This window comes from Streptomyces sp. T12, from assembly GCF_028736035.1.
Taxonomy (GTDB): domain Bacteria; phylum Actinomycetota; class Actinomycetes; order Streptomycetales; family Streptomycetaceae; genus Streptomyces.
On sequence record NZ_CP117866.1, the window covers coordinates 233,247 to 249,370 of the forward strand.

Genomic DNA, 16,124 nt, shown 5'->3' on the forward strand with positions numbered 1-16,124 from the left:
CGGGTGCGGCTGTGACCGAACGGTGAAATTGTGCCTACGCTGCCGTGGTGCATCGCATACTCGCCGACGATCTCTCCCGGCTTCCGGAGCTTCTGCAGTCCGCCTGCGGTGGGCATGCCGACGGACGCCCGGCGGGGGGAAGGGGTCGAGCGGGCGGCCGACGTCGTGGCGGCCGGCCCCGGGCGATGCTTGCAGGTCGGCTGCCGTACCCCAGTACGATCCCCGTTCATGGATCCGGCCGCGGTGTCTTCGCCCTCAGCCAGTGTCAGCCTGCGCCAATTGCTGATGGCCCTGGGTGACACTCTGGTGGAGTTGCAGGCCGCTCCCGCCGGGCTCGACGTCGAGATCCGGGGCGTTGCCCTGCTCGACCCCGAGGACCCTCCGACTGCCCAGCCCGGCGAGTTGGTTCTCGTCATCGGCGCCCGGGGCCGCGCCGCCCTTCCCGCGCTGCGGGCCGCCGCCCGTGACGCAGCCGCCGCCGTCGTGGTCAAGCTGGACGGTCCTGGTCAGGCCGCGGCCCTCGGCGAGACGGCCGCCGAGGCCGGGGTGGCTCTGCTCTCGCTGCGCAGTGAAGCGCGCTGGGAGCAGGTGAGCGCGCTGGCCCGCGCCGCCCTCGACGACGCCCCTCCGGGACACCCCGGCGCGGGGGCGGAAGAGGGCGACCTGTTCTCCCTCGCCCAGACCACCGCCATCCTCACCAGCGGCATCGTCAGCATCGAGGACGCCGCCAACCGGGTGCTGGCCTACTCCCGCTCCACCGACTCCGACGAGATCGACGACCTTCGGCGGCGCTCCATCCTCGGCTGGCAGGGACCGGAGGCGTACCTGGCGAAGCTGCGCGAGTGGGGCGTGTTCCAGCACCTGCACTCCAGCGACCAGGTCATCGGTATCGACAGCCACCCCGAGCTGGGGATCCGTCGCCGGCTCGCGGTGGCGATCCGGTCCGGGGACCGGCAGCTGGGCACCATCTGGGTACAGGAGGGCTCGGCACCCCTGTCCGAGCACTCGGAACAGGCACTTCTGGGCGCGGCCCGGGTCGCCGCGCACCACCTGGTGCGCCGCCGCCGGGAGCTCTCCGAGGACCTGACGCTCACTCGTACCCTGCTGGCCGGGCTTCTGGAGGGGAGCACCGGGCCGCAGCCGCTCGCCACCCACCTGGGATTCGACGCCGGCCTCCCGGCCGCCGTCCTGGGGTTCTCGTACGGGACCGCGGAGGTCGTCGCCGCGCCGGAGACCAGTCATGTCGGCGCCGCACCGGAGCTGACCCACACCGAGGTCACCAACCTGATCTCGGTGCACATCGCCGCACGGCACCGCAGCGCGCTGGTCACGCAGCTCGATCCCCGTATCTACGTGCTCCTGCCCCAGCTGCCCCGCAGCATCGACACGGACACACTGCGCGGCTGGTGCCAGGAGATCACCGACGCGGCACGGCGTCACCTGGGCCTGCCGCTGCGTGGCTCGGTCGGCCGCCTGGTGGCCGGGCTCGGCGACGTCCCCGAGTCGCGCCGGGAGTCCGACCGCATCCTCGACGCCATGATGAGCGCCGGCCTTCCCACCGCGGTCGCCGCGCTGCCCGACATCCAGGCGGAAGTGCTGGTCAGCGAGATGCTGACGCTGCTCTCCACCCACCCTGAGATACGGGATCCACGGCTGACCGCCCTGGTGGCACACGACAGCGCCCACCAGGGCCGGCTGGCCGAATCCCTGCTGGTCTACCTGAACGCCTTCGGTGATGTCCGGGAGGCCGCCGCCCAGCTGCACGTGCACCCCAACACGCTGCGCTACCGCCTTCGCCGGGCCGAGGAGCTGACCGGTCTCGACCTGAGCCGTCCCGACCAGCGTCTGCTGGCCATGCTCCAGCTGCGGCTGCCGCCCACCGGCTGACGCCGCCCGCGCATTGGCCGCTCGTACAGGCATTGCGGGCCAGTTTGTTCGTCCTTCACAAACACGTCGCCCCACGGCCCCCCATACGCTTGCGCAAATCCATTTCCCCAAGTGACACGGCTCACCTCCCACGAGGAGACGGAGCGAGACACCTGCTCCACGCCGTGAACGCTTTCTCCGGGCGCCCACTCCCCGCCAGGCCCTCCCCAACCACTCAATGGATGTCGACATGACTACACGTCCCCTCGGTTCTCTCCCCCCTGACACCGCTCCGCCCGCAGGTGCTCAGCCCCCGGAGCAGGCAGGTCTGCGGGCCGGTCTCAAGAACCGCCATCTGTCGATGATCGCCATCGGCGGGGTGATCGGCGCCGGGCTCTTCGTGGGCTCCGCCTCCGGTATCGCCGCCGCCGGACCTGGCATCCTGGTGTCGTACGTACTGGTCGGCGCCCTGGTCGTCTTCGTGATGCGGATGCTCGGCGAGATGGCCGCGGCCAATCCGACCTCCGGCTCCTTCTCCGCCTACGCGGACCGGGCGCTCGGTCGCTGGGCCGGGTTCTCGATCGGCTGGCTGTACTGGTTCTTCTGGGTCGTCGTGCTCGCCGTGGAGGCGACCGCGGGTGCCGTGATCCTGGAGGGGTGGGTACCGGCCGTACCGCAGTGGGCCTGGGCGCTGATCGTGATGGTGGTGCTCACCGCCACGAACCTGGCCTCGGTCGGCTCCTTCGGCGAGTTCGAGTTCTGGTTCGCGGGCATCAAGGTCGTCGCCATCGCGGGCTTCATCGTCCTCGGCAGCCTGGCGATCTTCGGTGTGCTGCCCGGCTCCGACCACGCCGCGACCGGCTTCGGCAATCTCACCGAGCACGGCGGCTTCCTGCCCAACGGGCCCGGCGCGATCCTCACCGGCATCCTGCTGGTCGTCTTCTCCTTCATGGGCAGCGAGATCGTCACCCTCGCCGCCGGTGAGTCCCCCGATGCCCGGCGGGCCGTCGCCAAGGCCACCAGGAGCGTCATCTGGCGGGTCGGCGTGTTCTACGTCGGCTCGATCCTCGTCGTGGTCGCGCTGCTGCCGTGGAACGACCCCTCGATCGCCAAGCACGGTTCGTACGTGGCGGCCCTGGACTCGATCGGCATCCCGCACGCCGGGCAGATCATGAACGTCGTCGTGCTGACGGCCGTGCTGTCCTGTCTCAACTCCGGCCTCTACACCGCCTCCCGCATGGCCTTCTCCCTCGGCCAGCGTGGCGACGCGCCGCGGTCCTTCGTCCGCACGAACTCCCGCGGTGTCCCGCAGCCGGCGATCCTGGCCTCGGTGGCCTTCGGCTTCGTCGCGGTCCTGTTCAACTACCTGTGGAAGGACACCGTCTTCCAGTTCCTGCTGAACTCCTCGGGCGCGATCGCGCTGTTCGTGTGGCTGGTCATCTGCTTCTCGCAACTGCGGATGCGGGGGATCATCCTGCGCGAGAGCCCGGAGAAGCTCGTGGTCCGGATGTGGCTGTTCCCGTATCTGACGTGGGCGACGATCGGCATGATCTCGTTCGTGCTCGTCTACATGCTCACCGACGACAGCGAGGGCGGTGGCCGCAGTCAGGTCCTGCTCTCCGTGCTCGTCGCCGCCCTCGTGATCGGGATCTCGGTGGTACGGGAGCGGATCCGGAGCAACGGCACCAAGGAAGCGGTCGCGCCCCGGTAGTCACCGCGACTGCCGTACCGCGTCCCCGGCTCCCCGCCACCTCGGCGGGGAGCCGTCCTGTTTTGGGCCGCTCATGTGCCGCCCCGCCCCCGCGTCCCCACATGGAAGCCCGTGTTGACCGCCGTGAGGCCGCCGTCGACGGTGAGGGTGGTGCCCGTGATCCAGGCCGCGTCGCGGGACGCCAGGAAGGCGACGGCGGCGGCGATGTCCTCGGGTTCACCGACCCGCCCCAGCGGGTACAGCGGGCGGATCGCGTCGAGTTCCGCCTCCCGCCCCTCCCAGGCCGAGGTCCGGACCGTGCCCGGCGTCACCAGGTTCACGCGGACGCCGCGGGCGGCGGCATGCCCGGCGAGGGTGCGGGTGAGGGAGCCGAGGCCGGCCTTGGCGGCGCTGTAGGCGTGGTTGCCGAAGTCCTGGAGGGCGTTGACGGAGCCGATGTTCACGACGGCGCCGCGGCCGGTGGCGGCCAGGTGCGGGAGGGCGGCACGGCAGCAGCGGTAGGTGCCGGTCAGGGTGACGTCGAGGTCGCGGGCCCACGCCTCGTCCGGGCCGTCCTCGAAGAGCGGGGTGTCGGGTGTGCAGGAGGCGGCGCTGTTGACCAGGACGTCGAGCGAGCCGAAGGTGTCGACGGCGTGGGCGACGGCCGCCTCGACGGACGCACGGTCGGCGACGTCGCACGTGAGCGCCTGCGCCGCGAGGCCTCGTCCCCGCAGTCGCGCCGCTGTCGTCTCGGCCTCGGGCCCGTCCCTGTCCGTCACCAGGACGCGCGCACCCTCCTCGGTGAAACGGCGTGCGACGGCCGCGCCGATGCCGCGGGCCGCGCCGGTGATCAGGACTCCGTAACCTGCGAAGCGCGTTGTGTCCGTCATGCGCCGAACCGTAGTGCCGGGGCGATCATCCGGGCAGATAGCGTGCGTCCATGTCCGTGTTCATTCAGCAACTCCCCGCGCTCATCGGCGTCGTGATCGGCGCGCTCGGTTCGTATCTGGCGGTCGTGCGGGGCGACCAGGTGAGGTTTCGGCGGGAGCAGGCGGCCCGTTGGGAGGAGCGTCGGCTGGGGGTGTACGCCGACTACGCGCAGTCGGTGAAGAAGACGGTCACGGTGACGTACCGCGTCGCCGCCGAGGCCGGTGTCGATCCGCACCCGGACCCCCTGACGCTCGAACAGGCCCAGCCGCTGCTGGCCGAGGCCACCACCCGCCGGGATCCCTCAGGTGAAGCGCTGATCATGCTGGGAAGCCCCGCGGTGGTGGAGAAGGCGCGGGCCTGGGTCGTGACGGCGCTGGAGATGGAGCGGTTCGTGCGGGAGCGCCGAGACGACCGCGAGGCCTGGCAGGCGCTGCTGGAACGGCAGCGCGCCGGACGTGCGGGCTACTACACGGCGGTGCGCGAGGACCTCGGCCTCCCGCCGGGCCACTCCGCGCGCTGGCCGCTCCCCGCGGTCGATCCGGTACCTCCTCAGCGGTAGCCGGTGGTGTCCGCCGGCTTCCCCGCGTCCTGGACCTCGACGAGGTACCGCCAGGCGTCGGGGCGGCTGCCGTCGAGGTCCGTGAAGCCGTAGACCTGCGCGAGCTGCCCGCTGGAGAGGGACTCGCCGTTCCAGCGGGCCACGTCGGGGTCGGCGGCGAGGGCGGCGACGGCGCGGCCGACATAGCGCGGCGTCTCGGAGATGGCGAAGTGCGGGACGCGTTCGAGGGCGTCCCGCCAGTTGTCCTCCCGCACCCCGAACGCCTCCAGCATCATCTCCGAGCGCAGCCAGCCCGGGGTCAGCGCGACGGCCGTGGCGCCGCGCGGTCCGAGTTCGTGGCCGAGGGAGAAGGCCATGCGCAGGACGGACGACTTGGCGAGGTCGTAGAAGAAGGAGTTCCGGTAGTGGTCGCCGTTGTAGTCGGCCGTGCCGTCGGTCATCTCGACCACGAGTCCACCGGGGTGGCGAAGGAGCAGGGGCAGGGCGTGGTGGTTGGTGATCGCGTGTGTCTCGACCGCGAGCCGGAGCAGCCGCAGGCCCTTGTCGAGGTCGTGCTCCCAGATCGGGCTGTCCCAGGCGAAGAGCTTCTCGCCGCCCCAGATGTCGTTGACGAGGATGTCGAGGCGGCCCTGTTCGTCCGCGATGCGGTCGACGAGCGTGCGGACCTGCGCCGGGTCGAGATGGTCGGTGGGTACGGCGACCCCGTGACCGCCGGCCTCGGTGACCAGGTCGGCGGTGTCCTCGATCGTCTCGGGGCGGTCGTACTCCGAGCGCCGGGCACGTGTGCTGCGTCCCGTCACGTAGACGGTGGCGCCGGCCGCCCCGAGCTCCACGGCGATGCCCCGCCCGGCTCCCCGTGTCGCCCCCGCGACCAGTGCGACCTTGTCCTGCAACGGCTGTGACATGTCCGGCCTCCCGACCCTGTACGAGCGATGTCGCTGTCGAGGGTGCCGGGTAAGCCGGACATCTTCTGTCGTCTTTTCCTGGCCCTGCCGGCGGGTCACCCGGCCGGGCGCAGTCTCGCGTCGAGTACGTCGTGGGTCGGCAGGAACCAGATCTCGTGGGTCGGCAGGAACCAGATCTCGTGGGTCGGCAGGAACCAGATCTCGTGGGTCGGCAGGAACCAGATGCGGCAGCCTCCTCAGTGACCGCGGTCGATCCACTCCTGAAGGTGGGGCGCCTCCGCGCCGATGGTGGTCGCGTCACCGTGGCCGGTGAGGACCTTGGTCTCGGGCGGGAGGGCGAGCAGGCGGGTGCGGATCGAGTCGATGATGGTCGGGAAGTGGGAGTAGGAGCGGCCGGTGGCGCCGGGGCCGCCCTGGAAGAGGGTGTCGCCGGTGAAGACGACGCCCAGGCCGGGGTCGTGCAGGCAGACCGCGCCCGGCGCGTGGCCCGGGGTGTGCAGGACCGTGAGGTCGGCGCCCGCCGCCTCGATGATCTGGCCGTCCACGAGGTGGGCGTCGGGGTCGCGGTCCGGATGGGTCTGCTTCCACAGCGGCAGGTCGTCGGGGTGGAGCCAGATCGTGGCGCCGGTGCGGTCCGCCAGGGCGGGCGCGGCGTCGATATGGTCGTTGTGGGCGTGGGTGCACACGATCGCGATCAGACGCCGGTCCCCGACGGCCGCGGCGATGGCGTCGGCGTCATGGGCGGCGTCGATGACGATCACCTCGTGGTCGTCGCCGACGAGCCACACGTTGTTCTCGACGTCCCAGGTGCCGCCGTCGAGCGTGAACTGCCCGGAGGTGACGAGGCGTTCGACGCGGGCGGCCATCAGAGCATCACCACCGAGCGCAGCACGTCGCCGTGGTGCATCCGCTCGAACGCCTTCTCCACCTCGTCCAGTTGGATGGTCTCGGTGACGAAGGCCTCCAGGTCCAGGCGGCCTTGCAGATGCAGGTCGATGAGCATCGGGAAGTCCCTGCTCGGCAGGCAGTCGCCGTACCAGGAGGACTTCAGCGCCCCGCCACGGCCGAAGACGTCCAGCAGCGGCAGTTCGAGCTTCATCTCCGGCGTCGGTACGCCGACGAGGACCACCGTGCCGGCGAGGTCGCGGGCGTAGAAGGCCTGCTTGTACGTCTCCGGGCGGCCCACCGCCTCGATGACGACGTCGGCACCGAAGCCCCCGGTCAGTTCGCGGATCGCCTCGACCGCGTCGGTCTCGCGCGAGTTGACCGTGTGGGTGGCGCCCATGGTGCGGGCCTTGTCCAGCTTGCGGTCGTCGATGTCCACGGCGATGATCTTCGCCGCCCCTGCCAGGTTCGATCCGGCGATCGCCGCGTCCCCGACCCCGCCGCAGCCGATCACCGCGACCGTGTCGCCCCGGCCGACGTTGCCGGTGTTGATCGCGGCACCGATTCCGGCCATCACGCCGCAGCCCAGCAGACCGGCGACCTGGGGGGCCACCGATGCGTCGACCTTGGTGCACTGCCCGGCCGCGACCAGCGTCTTCTCCGCGAAGGCGCCGATGCCGAGCGCCGGGGAGAGTTCCTGACCGGTCGAGGCGAGGGTCATCTTTTGCTGCGCGTTGTGGGTGTCGAAGCAGTACCAGGGCCGGCCACGCAGACAGGCCCGGCAGTTCCCGCACACCGCACGCCAGTTGAGGATCACGAAGTCACCGGGCGCCACGTCCGTGACGCCGTCGCCGACCGACTCCACGACACCGGCCGCCTCGTGGCCCAGCAGGAAGGGGAAGTCGTCGCTGATGCCGCCCTGTTTGTAGTGCAGGTCGGTGTGACAGACCCCGCAGGCCTGCACCTGTACGACGGCTTCTCCCGGCCCCGGGTCCGGCACGACGATCGTCTCCACGCGCACGGCCTCGTCCTTGCCCGGTGCGATCACGCCCCGTACTTCCTGCGCCATGGTGCTGAACCCTTCGCTCGGCGGCTCTCCGTCCACCTCCGACCCTAGACGTGACTGATCGGTAAAGGCACGGAGCCAGGGCCTCCACATCTGCTTCCGGCCACCTCCCCAAAATACCCCCGGGGGTACCCTGCTACTGTGGTTCATATACCCCCGGGGGTAATTCTCCGCCCGGGGGAGCTCACACGCTTCACCAGGAGAGGGAGTGCTGCCGTGTACTTCGTCGACACCATCGACGTGCCGGGACTGGGCAACCGCGGCTATCTGGCGGGCGGCGCGCACAGCGCCGCGGTGGTCGATCCGCCCAGGGACATCGACCGGGTGATCGAGGCCGCCGCGCGGCGGGGTGTGCGCATCACCCACGTCGTGGAGACCCACGTCCACAACGACTACGTGACCGGCGGCCTGGAACTGGCCCGGATCACCGGCGCCGCCTACCTCGTGCCGGCCGCGGCACGGGTCGGGTACGAGCGGGTGCCGGTCGCCGACGGAGATCGTACGGAGATCGACGAGGGCCTGGTGCTGCGCGCCCTGGCCACTCCCGGGCACACCCCGCACCACACGTCGTACGTCCTGGAGGAGATCCAGGAGGAGATCCGGGAGAAGGCCCGGGAGGAGGTCCCGGAGGAGTCGGCGCGCGCCGTGGCCGTCTTCACCGGCGGTTCCCTGCTGATCGGCACGGTGGGACGGCCCGACCTGGTCGAACCGGGGCTGACGGGGCGGCTGGCGCGGGCGCAGTACGACTCCGCGCACCGGCTGGCCGCCGAGCTGCCGGACGAGACGGCGGTCCTGCCGACGCACGGTTTCGGCAGCTTCTGCTCCGCCACACAGGCGGCGGGCGGGACGGCGACGACGATCGGGCGTGAGCGCGCCGTCAACGAGGCCCTGGTGAAGGACGTCGACGCGTTCGTCGCCGACCTGCTCGCCGGGCTGGACGACATCCCCGCGTACTACGCCCACATGGGTCCGGCGAACGCACGGGGCCCGGCTCCGGTGGACCTGACGCCGCCCCGCCCGGCCGACGCCGAGGAGATCGCGGCACGGCTGGCCGCCGGGGAGTGGGTGGTGGATCTGCGCAACCGGGTCGCGTTCGCCGAAGGGCATGTCGCCGGGTCGCTCAACTTCGAGGCCGAGGGGCAGCTCGCCACCTATCTGGCCTGGCTGCTGCCGTGGGGCAAGCCGGTCACCCTGCTCGCCGAGACACCGGCCCAACTGGCCGACGCCCAGCGGGAACTCGTCCGGGTCGGCATCGACCGGCCGGCCGCGGGCGCGACCGGCTCCCCCACCGACTGGATAGGGCAGGACGAGCGGCCGCGCACCTTCCCGCGCGGCACCTTCGCCGAACTGGCCGCAGCCCAACTGGCCCCACAGGACGACGTCGTGGTCCTGGACGTGCGGCGCGACTCCGAGCGCGACGCCGACTGGATCAAGGGCTCGGTGCACATTCCGCTGCACCACCTGCGCGAACGCCTCCCGGAGATACCGGAAGGCACCGTGTGGGTGCACTGCGCCGGCGGTATGCGGGCCGCCATCGCCGCCTCGCTGCTCGACGCGGCGGGACGTGAGGTCGTCGCCGTCGACGACGGGTTCGCCGCGGCACGCGACGCCGGGCTCCCGATGGCGCGCATCACTGCGGCCGAGGCCGAGGAGCGGGCGGGCTCGGAGGCCGTACTCCTGGATGTCCGCGAACCCGACGAGTGGGCCACGGGCCACGCCCCGGGCGCCGTACTCGCGCCGCTCTCCTCACTCACGGCCGGGGAGCTGCTGCCGCAGGCCGCGCAGGGCCGCCCGATCGTCGCGATCTGCCGCTCCGGCAAGCGCTCCCGCGAGGCCGCCGCCCTGCTCACCGCGCGCGGCGGCACGGACGTCGTGGACGTCATCGGCGGCATGCGGGCCTGGGTCGAGGCGGGGCTTCCCGTGGTGGCGGAGCCGGGGGCGTGTACCCCCGGCCACCCCCGGTGAGCACCCTCGTCCTCGGGCTGCTCGCCGGTGGCGTCACCGGGCTCGCGCTCGGGGCGCTGGGGGGCGGCGGCAGTGTGCTGGCCGTGCCCGCGTTGATGTACCTGCTCGGCTTCACGCCGGCCGAGGCCGCCACCGCGAGTCTGGTCGTCGTCGCCGTCACCTCCGCCACCGCGCTCGCCGCGCACGCCCGCGAGCGCACGGTGCGGTGGCGCGCCGGAGGGCTCTTCGCGGCGGCGGGCCTGATGCCGGCGGCGGTCGGCGGTGCGGTGTCCGGGCGGCTGTCTCCCGGGCTGCTCACCGGGGCGTTCGCGGTGATCGCCGCTCTCGCCGCGCTGCGCATGCTCCGGCCGTCGGCCTCCGTACGGCACGACGACGTGCCGGTGCGTGCCGGTCGGGTCGTCCGGGCCGGAGCGGGGCTCGGCGCGGTGACCGGGGTGCTCGGGGTGGGCGGAGGCTTCCTCGCCGTACCGGCGCTGGTGAACGTGGTGGGGCTGCGCATGCGGTCCGCCGTGGGCACGAGTCTGCTGGTCATCACCGTCAACTCGCTGGTCGCGCTGGCGGCCAGGTCCGGCTCGGCCGTGAGCCTCGACTGGACCACCGTCGGACCGTTCGCCGCGGCCGCGATACTCGGCGCGTGGGACGGCAAGCGTCTCGCCGCGAAGGTCTCGGGCGGCACGCTGCAGCGGATCTTCGCGTACGTCCTGCTGGCGGTGGCCGTGTTCATGCTCGCCGACGCCGTCGTATGACGACCGGGCCTACGACAGCCCGTTGCCGCCCCTCCCCCTTACGGCCCTTACGCCCTACGCCCTTACGCCAGTGACAGGAACAGCTTCTCCAGCCGCGCCTTCATCTGCTCCGTCGTCTCGCCGTTGCTCCGGCCCTTCTCGGCGTCGGTGAGGCACTGCTGCAGCCCGGTCGCGATGATCGCGAAGCCGGCCCGGTCGAGGGCACGGGAGGCGGCGGCCAGCTGGGTGACGACGTCCTCGCAGTCGCGGCCCTCCTCGATCATCTTGATCACTCCGGAGATCTGCCCCTGCGCCCGGCGCAGCCGGTTCAGCACGGACTTGAGGTCATCACCCTCGAACTGCAGCTCCACGATCACTCCCCTACCTACCGCTACCTACCGCCACATACCCTTGGGGGTATTTTACCTCCTCCTCGGAAAGGATCTCATTTCCCATGACCGCACCCCACGGCCCCCTCGACATCGACATCGACGAGGCCCGCTCCCGTCTGCCCGGCCTGACCGTCATCGACGTCCGCACGCCGGGCGAGTACGCCACAGGTCATCTGCCCGACGCCCTGAACATCCCCCTGGACCGGCTCAAGAGCGCCCTGCCGGCCCTGCACCGGCTCCCCGGCGAGCAGCTCCTGGTGGTGTGCGCCTCCGGGGCCCGCTCGGAGAACGCCTGCCGCGTCCTCGCCGAGCACGGCGTCCGGGCCATGACCCTGACGGGCGGCACCCAGGGCTGGGCGCAGCGCGGGCACGAGCTGCACCGGCCGACGGCGGCCTCGCGCGGCACCTGGTCCATGGAGCGCCAGGTCCGTTTCACCGCGGGCACGATCGTCCTGGCCGGTCTCGGCCTCGGACTGCTGCACCCGGCCTGGCAGTTGCTGTCCGCCGGCATCGCGGGCGGCCTCGTCTTCTCGGCGCTCACCGACACCTGCGGCATGGCCGTACTGCTGTCGAAGCTGCCGCACAACCGCCCGCGCCCCGCGGACCTCGAGGCGACCCTGACCGCCCTGGCTCAGCGCGGGGAGGCGCCGGTCATCTGAGGAAGTCCCGGACGGCCCGGGCGAGGACGTCCTCGTCCAGGCCGTCCGCGCCCCCCAGGGGCAGCAGCCGGTGCGGTACGTGCACCAGGGTCTCGGCGACGTGCCGGGCCGACAGGCCGGGCGGTCCGGGCTCGACGAGCACGACGTCGGCGTGGTCGGCGGCCAGCACGGCCGTCCGCAGGCCGACCTCGTCGAAGGGGCGGACGGTGGCCGCGTAGAGCACGGCCAGGTCGAGGCCGGCCGTGGCGCGCAGCACGGGGTCGAGGGCGGCGCCGACCGCGAGGACGACGCCGTCGAACCCTTCCCGGACGAGTTCGAAGCCCTCTGCCGGGCAGCGCGGTTCGGCGTTGGACCCTCCGGAGAGGTGCACGTACGCCCGCTCGCCGCGCTGCACGGCGCGCCCGATCGCATGGCGCACCTCGTCCGGATGGCCGGGGACGTGGACGCTCCAGCGCGGGTCGGTGGCGAACCGCGCGAGTTCCTCCACGGCGCCGTAGCCGACGAGGACGGTGCCGCGTCCGGCGGGCCCGTCGGGGCGGGCGGTGGGCAGGGATTCGGCGACGGCCTGCAGCATGTCGGGGTGCACGGCGGGTCCTCCTGGGGACGGGTTCCTGCGACGCGTCATGAATTCGTTAAGAAACAATGCGACGGCCACTCACAAGACCCTGGATTCCCCGAAATCAGTCCTCCCAACGAGTCCCGCTTGAAGCTTTAACAAGCCCACATGAATGTGGCAGTCTCTTTGCCCGGTCCGGGCTTTTCGCTGGGTGTCCCCGCAGGCCGTGCTGCGTAACTTGTGCAGTGGTCTTTCCCGTACCCGAAGCGGAAGGGGACATCCCGCCATGGTCGAGCACGAAACGTCTCCCGCGGTCCGTCCGTTCGTCCATCTGATCGCGGGGCCGACCGGGGTCGGCAAGAGCGCCGCGGCCACCGAGCTGGCCCGGGTGACCGGCGCCCCGATCGTCGTCGCCGACCGCCTGCAGTGCTTCACCGACCTCGCCACCACGAGCGCCCGCGCCGGGGCCGAGGTGCCGGGCGTGCGCCGCCACTGGCTCGGGGACCGGACGTTCGCCGACGGCGACCTGTCCGCGGCGGAGGCCGCGGACGCACTCGTCGAACTCGTGGAGCGGCTCGCCGCCCGGCACCGGTTGGTGATCATCGAGGGCGGCTCGATATCGCTGCTGCGGGTGCTGTGCGCTCGCCGGGCGCAGCTCGCCTGGCGGCTGACGGTCCGTCTCCTTCCGCTTCCGGCGTGCGACGTGTACCTGGCCAACCTCACCCACCGGGCCCGCGAGATGCTCACGCCGGGCGTCTGCGGCCCGGGGCTGCTCCAGGAACTGGCCGCGCTCTGGCACGATCCGCGGCAGCGCCGGCTGGCCGCGTCCGTCAACGGATTCGAGGCCGTGCTCGAATGCTGCGCGAAATACTCACTAGATGCGGCGACCATCGACAAACAGAAAATTCCCGAACACATACTGCACCGGATCGCCGCTCTCATCGCCGAGCGGCATGCGGAACACGGCATTCTCCAACATCGCGTGTTCACCGAAATTTTCGAGAACGCGACGACGGCCCCCACGTTCGATCTCGGCATGCTGGAGCGTGCGGCATGACGGGCGCGACCGGGGTGAAGTGGGTGAAGTCGGGGGTGAAAGAGGCCTCCACCGATTTCGGCCATATCGTCGGCTCCAGTCCGCTCGGCGTGGTCACGGCCCGCTCCGCCACCGACGTACAGGAACTCGTCTCCTTCGCCGGGCCGCGCGGGCTGCCGGTCTCCGCGCGCGGTGCCGGACAGGCCCTGTACGGGCAGGGGCAGGCGCACGGCGGTTACGTCGTCGACATGGCCGCCCTCGACGACGTGCGCTGTGCGCCGGGCGAGCGGACGCTGACCGCCGGGGCCGGCGCGCTGTGGCGGGACGTCGTGCGGGCCGCGCTCGCCGCGGGGCTCACGCCGCCGGTGCTGCCGGACCACCTCGGCGGCAGCGTCGGCGGGCTGCTGAGCACCGGAGGTTTCGGCGGCTCCAGCCATCGGTACGGTCCGGTGGCCGACTGGGTACGGGAGTTGGAGGTCGTCACCGGCACCGGTGAACGGCTGGTCTGTGCCCCCGACCGGCGTCCGGAGCTCTTCCGCGCGGTCCTGGCGGGGCTCGGCCAGTGCGCCCTGATCCTGCGCGCCACCCTCGCCCTGGTGCCCGCGCCGACCCATGTGCGCCGCTACCGCCTCTATCACGACGCCCCGGGCACCTACCTCACCGATCAGCGGCGCCTGTCCCGCGACAGCCGCTTCAGCCATGTCGCGGGCCAGCCGCGGCCGGCGCTCGGCGGCAGCTGGCGCTACATGATCGAGGCGGTCGTGCCGCACGACGGCGGACCGCCCGCCGACGACGAGCTGCTGATCGGCGATCTGGACCACGACCGCGACACCGAGGAGATCGCGGACCTGTCGTACGCCGAGTATGTGCACCGCCTGGACCGCGACGAGCGGCTGCTGCGCGCCACCGGCGAGTGGGACCGCCCGCATCCCTGGCTCACCCTGCTGCTGCCGGAGGAGGCCGCGGGCTCCTTCGTCCCGGCCGTACTGGCCGAGGGTGCCCAGCAGGGCCTGCGCTTGTGCGGCACGGTCCAGCTCCGCCCGCTGACGGGCCGCACGCTCCACGCCCCGCTGCTGCGCAGGCCCGCGGGCGAACTGCTCTGTCTGCTCGCCCTGATGCGCACGGCACCGCCCGCCGCCCCGGCGGTCGTACGGCGTCTGGTCGCCGCCAACCGGGCGCTGTACGAGCGGGCCAGGACCGTCGGCGGTGTCCTCCACCCGGTCGGCGCGCTGCCGATGTCGCCCGGGGACTGGCGCGCCCACTTCGGCCCCGTCTGGCCGGATCTGGCCCACGCCAAAGACTTGTACGACCCGCACCACGTCCTGACCAGGGGGTACGGCCTGTGGACGTGACCGCGGTGACCGTCTTCTGCGGTGCCTCCCCCGGCCGCGGCCCCGGCCATCTGCGCTCCGCCGCCGCACTCGGCCGCGCGCTGGCCGGGGCCGGCCTGCGGCTGGTCTACGGCGGTGCGCGCACCGGTCTCATGGGCGCCGTGGCGGACGGGGCGCTGGACGCCGGCGGGGCGGTGACCGGAGTGGTGCCGCGCCTGATGCTGCCGTACGAGATCACCCACACGGGACTCACCGACCTCGTGGTGGTCGGCGACATCCATGAGCGCAAGGCGCGGATGGCCGCCGAGGGCGATGCCTTCGTGGCCTTGCCGGGCGGGCTGGGCACGGCGGAGGAGCTGTTGGAGGTGCTGTCCTGGGCCCAGCTGCGGATCCACCACAAACCGTGCCTGCTCCTCGACCCGTCCGGCTTCTATCGCCCTCTGCTGTCCTTCCTGGAGCACGCGCGGGACGAGGGCTTCCTGTATCCCGGGGATCTGGAGCGGATCGTGGTGTGCGCGTCGGTCGAGGAGGTGGTGGCGCGGCTGACGCAGGCGCGCGACGTGCCTGCGCAGGCGCCGGCCGCGGTGCGGATACCGAAGGGGCGTGTCGCGTTCCTGTTCTCGGCTGCCGGATCGCAGCAGCCGGGCATGGGGCGCGCGTTCCATGGCTCGTCCCCGGTGTTCGCCGATGCCCTCGACGAGGTGTGCGCGCTGCTCGATCCGTACGTCGGCGTGCCGTTGCGGGACGTGATGTTCGCCGAGGCGGGGACGCCCACCGCCGCCCTGCTCGACCGGGTCGCGTTCGGGTATCCGGCGGTCTTCGCGCTGCAGATCGCGCAGTACCGGCTGCTGGAGAGCCAAGGGGTGCGCCCGGACGTGCTGTTCGGGTACTCGGCCGGTCACATGGCCGCCGCGCACACGGCGGGGGTGCTGTCCCTGCCGGACGCCTGTCGTGCGGTCGGCGCGCTGGCCCGGCTCGCGGACGCGCTGCCGAAGACGGGGGGCATGGCGGCCGTGGAGGCGTCCCCCGCGGAGCTCAGCCCTGGGCCGGGGGCGGTGATCGCGGCGGTCAACGGGCCACGGTCGGTGGTCGTGTCGGGAGACCGTGCGGCGGTGCGGCGGATCTGCGAGGAGTGGGCGGCCCGCGGTCGCCGTACGCATCCGCTCCGCCTGGACGTGGCACCCCACTCCCCCCATTTCGACGCCCTGCTGGACGACTACCGCCGCGCCCTGGAGTCGCTCGACCTGCGTGCCCCGCGCCTGCCGCTGCTCTCCGACACCACCGCCGAGCCGGTCGGGGCCGAGGCGGCCACGCCGGACTTCTGGGTGCGGGCGATGCGCGAGCCGATCCGTTTCGCGGACGCCGCCGGCCGACTGCACCGCGACGGTGTGACGGTCTGCGTCGAGCTCGGGCCGGGTGCCGTCCTGACCGGCATGCTGGACGGCTGTCTGCCCGAGGGCGCGCAGCGGCCCCTGGCGCTCGCCGTGGCACGAAACTGGCAGGCTCCGCGGGAGGGGGCCGACGTAGCCTGAATGCTCCGTACGACTCCTGAGGAGCCT

At 72.2% G+C, this 16,124-nt stretch carries 15 protein-coding genes; 9 read left to right on the forward strand and 6 right to left on the reverse strand.

All coding sequences use genetic code 11. The annotated features are described in order from the left end of the window. The first annotated feature begins 285 nt into the window (after positions 1 to 285). Both PBV52_RS01075 and PBV52_RS01080 read left to right on the forward strand, forming a co-directional pair. A complete protein-coding gene (locus tag PBV52_RS01075) occupies positions 286 to 1,887 on the forward strand; it encodes a CdaR family transcriptional regulator (protein ID WP_274249203.1) in 1,602 nt (533 codons plus the stop codon). A 229-nt stretch (positions 1,888 to 2,116) separates the two neighbouring features. Next, a complete protein-coding gene (locus PBV52_RS01080; protein ID WP_274236343.1) occupies positions 2,117 to 3,577 on the forward strand; it encodes an amino acid permease in 1,461 nt (486 codons plus the stop codon). 71 nt (positions 3,578 to 3,648) lie between these two features. Here PBV52_RS01080 and PBV52_RS01085 read toward each other — a convergent pair whose 3' ends face one another. Beyond that, on the reverse strand, positions 3,649 to 4,446 hold the full coding sequence (locus tag PBV52_RS01085; RefSeq protein WP_274236344.1) for an SDR family NAD(P)-dependent oxidoreductase: 798 nt from the start codon (positions 4,444 to 4,446) through the stop codon (positions 3,649 to 3,651). Between the two features lie 50 nt (positions 4,447 to 4,496). Between PBV52_RS01085 and PBV52_RS01090 the strand changes: the two genes are divergently transcribed. Then, complete coding sequence (locus PBV52_RS01090) at positions 4,497 to 5,045, forward strand: hypothetical protein (protein ID WP_274236345.1); 549 nt, start codon at positions 4,497 to 4,499, stop codon at positions 5,043 to 5,045. Here PBV52_RS01090 and PBV52_RS01095 read toward each other — a convergent pair. From PBV52_RS01095 to PBV52_RS01105, 3 genes are all read right to left on the reverse strand, one after another. Beyond that, positions 5,036 to 5,950 (reverse strand): SDR family oxidoreductase, encoded by a 915-nt coding sequence (locus PBV52_RS01095; protein WP_274236346.1) that lies wholly within the window; start codon positions 5,948 to 5,950, stop codon positions 5,036 to 5,038. The two genes, PBV52_RS01090 and PBV52_RS01095, sit on opposite strands and share 10 nt — an antisense overlap. A gap of 236 nt (positions 5,951 to 6,186) precedes the next feature. Next, the gene (locus tag PBV52_RS01100; RefSeq protein WP_274236347.1) at positions 6,187 to 6,816 is read right to left on the reverse strand and encodes an MBL fold metallo-hydrolase; all 630 of its coding nucleotides are present in this window, start codon (positions 6,814 to 6,816) and stop codon (positions 6,187 to 6,189) included. Further along, positions 6,816 to 7,904, reverse strand: a complete 1,089-nt coding sequence (locus PBV52_RS01105; RefSeq protein WP_274236348.1) for an S-(hydroxymethyl)mycothiol dehydrogenase — start codon at positions 7,902 to 7,904, stop codon at positions 6,816 to 6,818. Before PBV52_RS01105 ends, PBV52_RS01100 begins: the two co-directional genes overlap by 1 nt. A 213-nt stretch (positions 7,905 to 8,117) precedes the next feature. Here PBV52_RS01105 and PBV52_RS01110 point away from each other — a divergent pair, with 213 nt between their 5' ends. Next, positions 8,118 to 9,866, forward strand: coding sequence for a rhodanese-like domain-containing protein (locus PBV52_RS01110; protein WP_274236349.1), 1,749 nt, complete (start codon positions 8,118 to 8,120; stop codon positions 9,864 to 9,866). Next, positions 9,863 to 10,612, forward strand: a complete 750-nt coding sequence (locus PBV52_RS01115; RefSeq protein ID WP_274236350.1) for a sulfite exporter TauE/SafE family protein — start codon at positions 9,863 to 9,865, stop codon at positions 10,610 to 10,612. The genes PBV52_RS01110 and PBV52_RS01115 overlap by 4 nt, the downstream gene beginning before the upstream one ends. Positions 10,613 to 10,674: 62 nt before the next feature. Here PBV52_RS01115 and PBV52_RS01120 read toward each other — a convergent pair whose 3' ends face one another. After that, positions 10,675 to 10,962, reverse strand: coding sequence for a metal-sensitive transcriptional regulator (locus tag PBV52_RS01120; protein WP_030051803.1), 288 nt, complete (start codon positions 10,960 to 10,962; stop codon positions 10,675 to 10,677). An 83-nt stretch (positions 10,963 to 11,045) separates the two neighbouring features. On the opposite strand from PBV52_RS01120, the gene PBV52_RS01125 reads away from it, so the two are divergent. Further along, a complete protein-coding gene (locus PBV52_RS01125; protein WP_274236351.1) occupies positions 11,046 to 11,642 on the forward strand; it encodes a rhodanese-like domain-containing protein in 597 nt (198 codons plus the stop codon). On the opposite strand, the gene PBV52_RS01130 is transcribed toward PBV52_RS01125, so the two are convergent. Continuing rightward, a complete protein-coding gene (locus PBV52_RS01130) occupies positions 11,635 to 12,228 on the reverse strand; it encodes a transketolase (RefSeq protein ID WP_274236352.1) in 594 nt (197 codons plus the stop codon). The genes PBV52_RS01125 and PBV52_RS01130 overlap by 8 nt on opposite strands. A gap of 256 nt (positions 12,229 to 12,484) precedes the next feature. On the opposite strand from PBV52_RS01130, the gene PBV52_RS01135 reads away from it, so the two are divergent. Genes PBV52_RS01135 through PBV52_RS01145 form a run of 3 tightly spaced genes read left to right on the forward strand, consistent with a single transcriptional unit; the run spans position 12,485 to position 16,097 of the window. Continuing rightward, positions 12,485 to 13,255, forward strand: coding sequence for an isopentenyl transferase family protein (locus PBV52_RS01135; protein WP_274236353.1), 771 nt, complete (start codon positions 12,485 to 12,487; stop codon positions 13,253 to 13,255). Beyond that, positions 13,252 to 14,586, forward strand: coding sequence for an FAD-binding protein (locus PBV52_RS01140; RefSeq protein WP_274236354.1), 1,335 nt, complete (start codon positions 13,252 to 13,254; stop codon positions 14,584 to 14,586). The genes PBV52_RS01135 and PBV52_RS01140 overlap by 4 nt, the downstream gene beginning before the upstream one ends. Beyond that, complete coding sequence (locus tag PBV52_RS01145; protein ID WP_274236355.1) at positions 14,583 to 16,097, forward strand: TIGR00730 family Rossman fold protein; 1,515 nt, start codon at positions 14,583 to 14,585, stop codon at positions 16,095 to 16,097. Before PBV52_RS01140 ends, PBV52_RS01145 begins: the two co-directional genes overlap by 4 nt. Positions 16,098 to 16,124: the final 27 nt, after the last annotated feature.

What these genes read in the sequence shown, in the direction of transcription:
- PBV52_RS01075 (WP_274249203.1), top strand. Translation starts at nt 286, where the DNA reads ATGGCCCTGGGTGACACTCTGGTGGAGTTGCAGGCCGCTCCCGCCGGG.
- PBV52_RS01080 (WP_274236343.1), top strand. Translation starts at nt 2,117, where the DNA reads ATGACTACACGTCCCCTCGGTTCTCTCCCCCCTGACACCGCTCCGCCC.
- PBV52_RS01085 (WP_274236344.1), bottom strand. Translation starts at nt 4,446, where the DNA reads ATGACGGACACAACGCGCTTCGCAGGTTACGGAGTCCTGATCACCGGC.
- PBV52_RS01090 (WP_274236345.1), top strand. Translation starts at nt 4,497, where the DNA reads ATGTCCGTGTTCATTCAGCAACTCCCCGCGCTCATCGGCGTCGTGATC.
- PBV52_RS01095 (WP_274236346.1), bottom strand. Translation starts at nt 5,950, where the DNA reads ATGTCACAGCCGTTGCAGGACAAGGTCGCACTGGTCGCGGGGGCGACA.
- PBV52_RS01100 (WP_274236347.1), bottom strand. Translation starts at nt 6,816, where the DNA reads ATGGCCGCCCGCGTCGAACGCCTCGTCACCTCCGGGCAGTTCACGCTC.
- PBV52_RS01105 (WP_274236348.1), bottom strand. Translation starts at nt 7,904, where the DNA reads ATGGCGCAGGAAGTACGGGGCGTGATCGCACCGGGCAAGGACGAGGCC.
- PBV52_RS01125 (WP_274236351.1), top strand. Translation starts at nt 11,046, where the DNA reads ATGACCGCACCCCACGGCCCCCTCGACATCGACATCGACGAGGCCCGC.
- PBV52_RS01135 (WP_274236353.1), top strand. Translation starts at nt 12,485, where the DNA reads ATGGTCGAGCACGAAACGTCTCCCGCGGTCCGTCCGTTCGTCCATCTG.
- PBV52_RS01140 (WP_274236354.1), top strand. Translation starts at nt 13,252, where the DNA reads ATGACGGGCGCGACCGGGGTGAAGTGGGTGAAGTCGGGGGTGAAAGAG.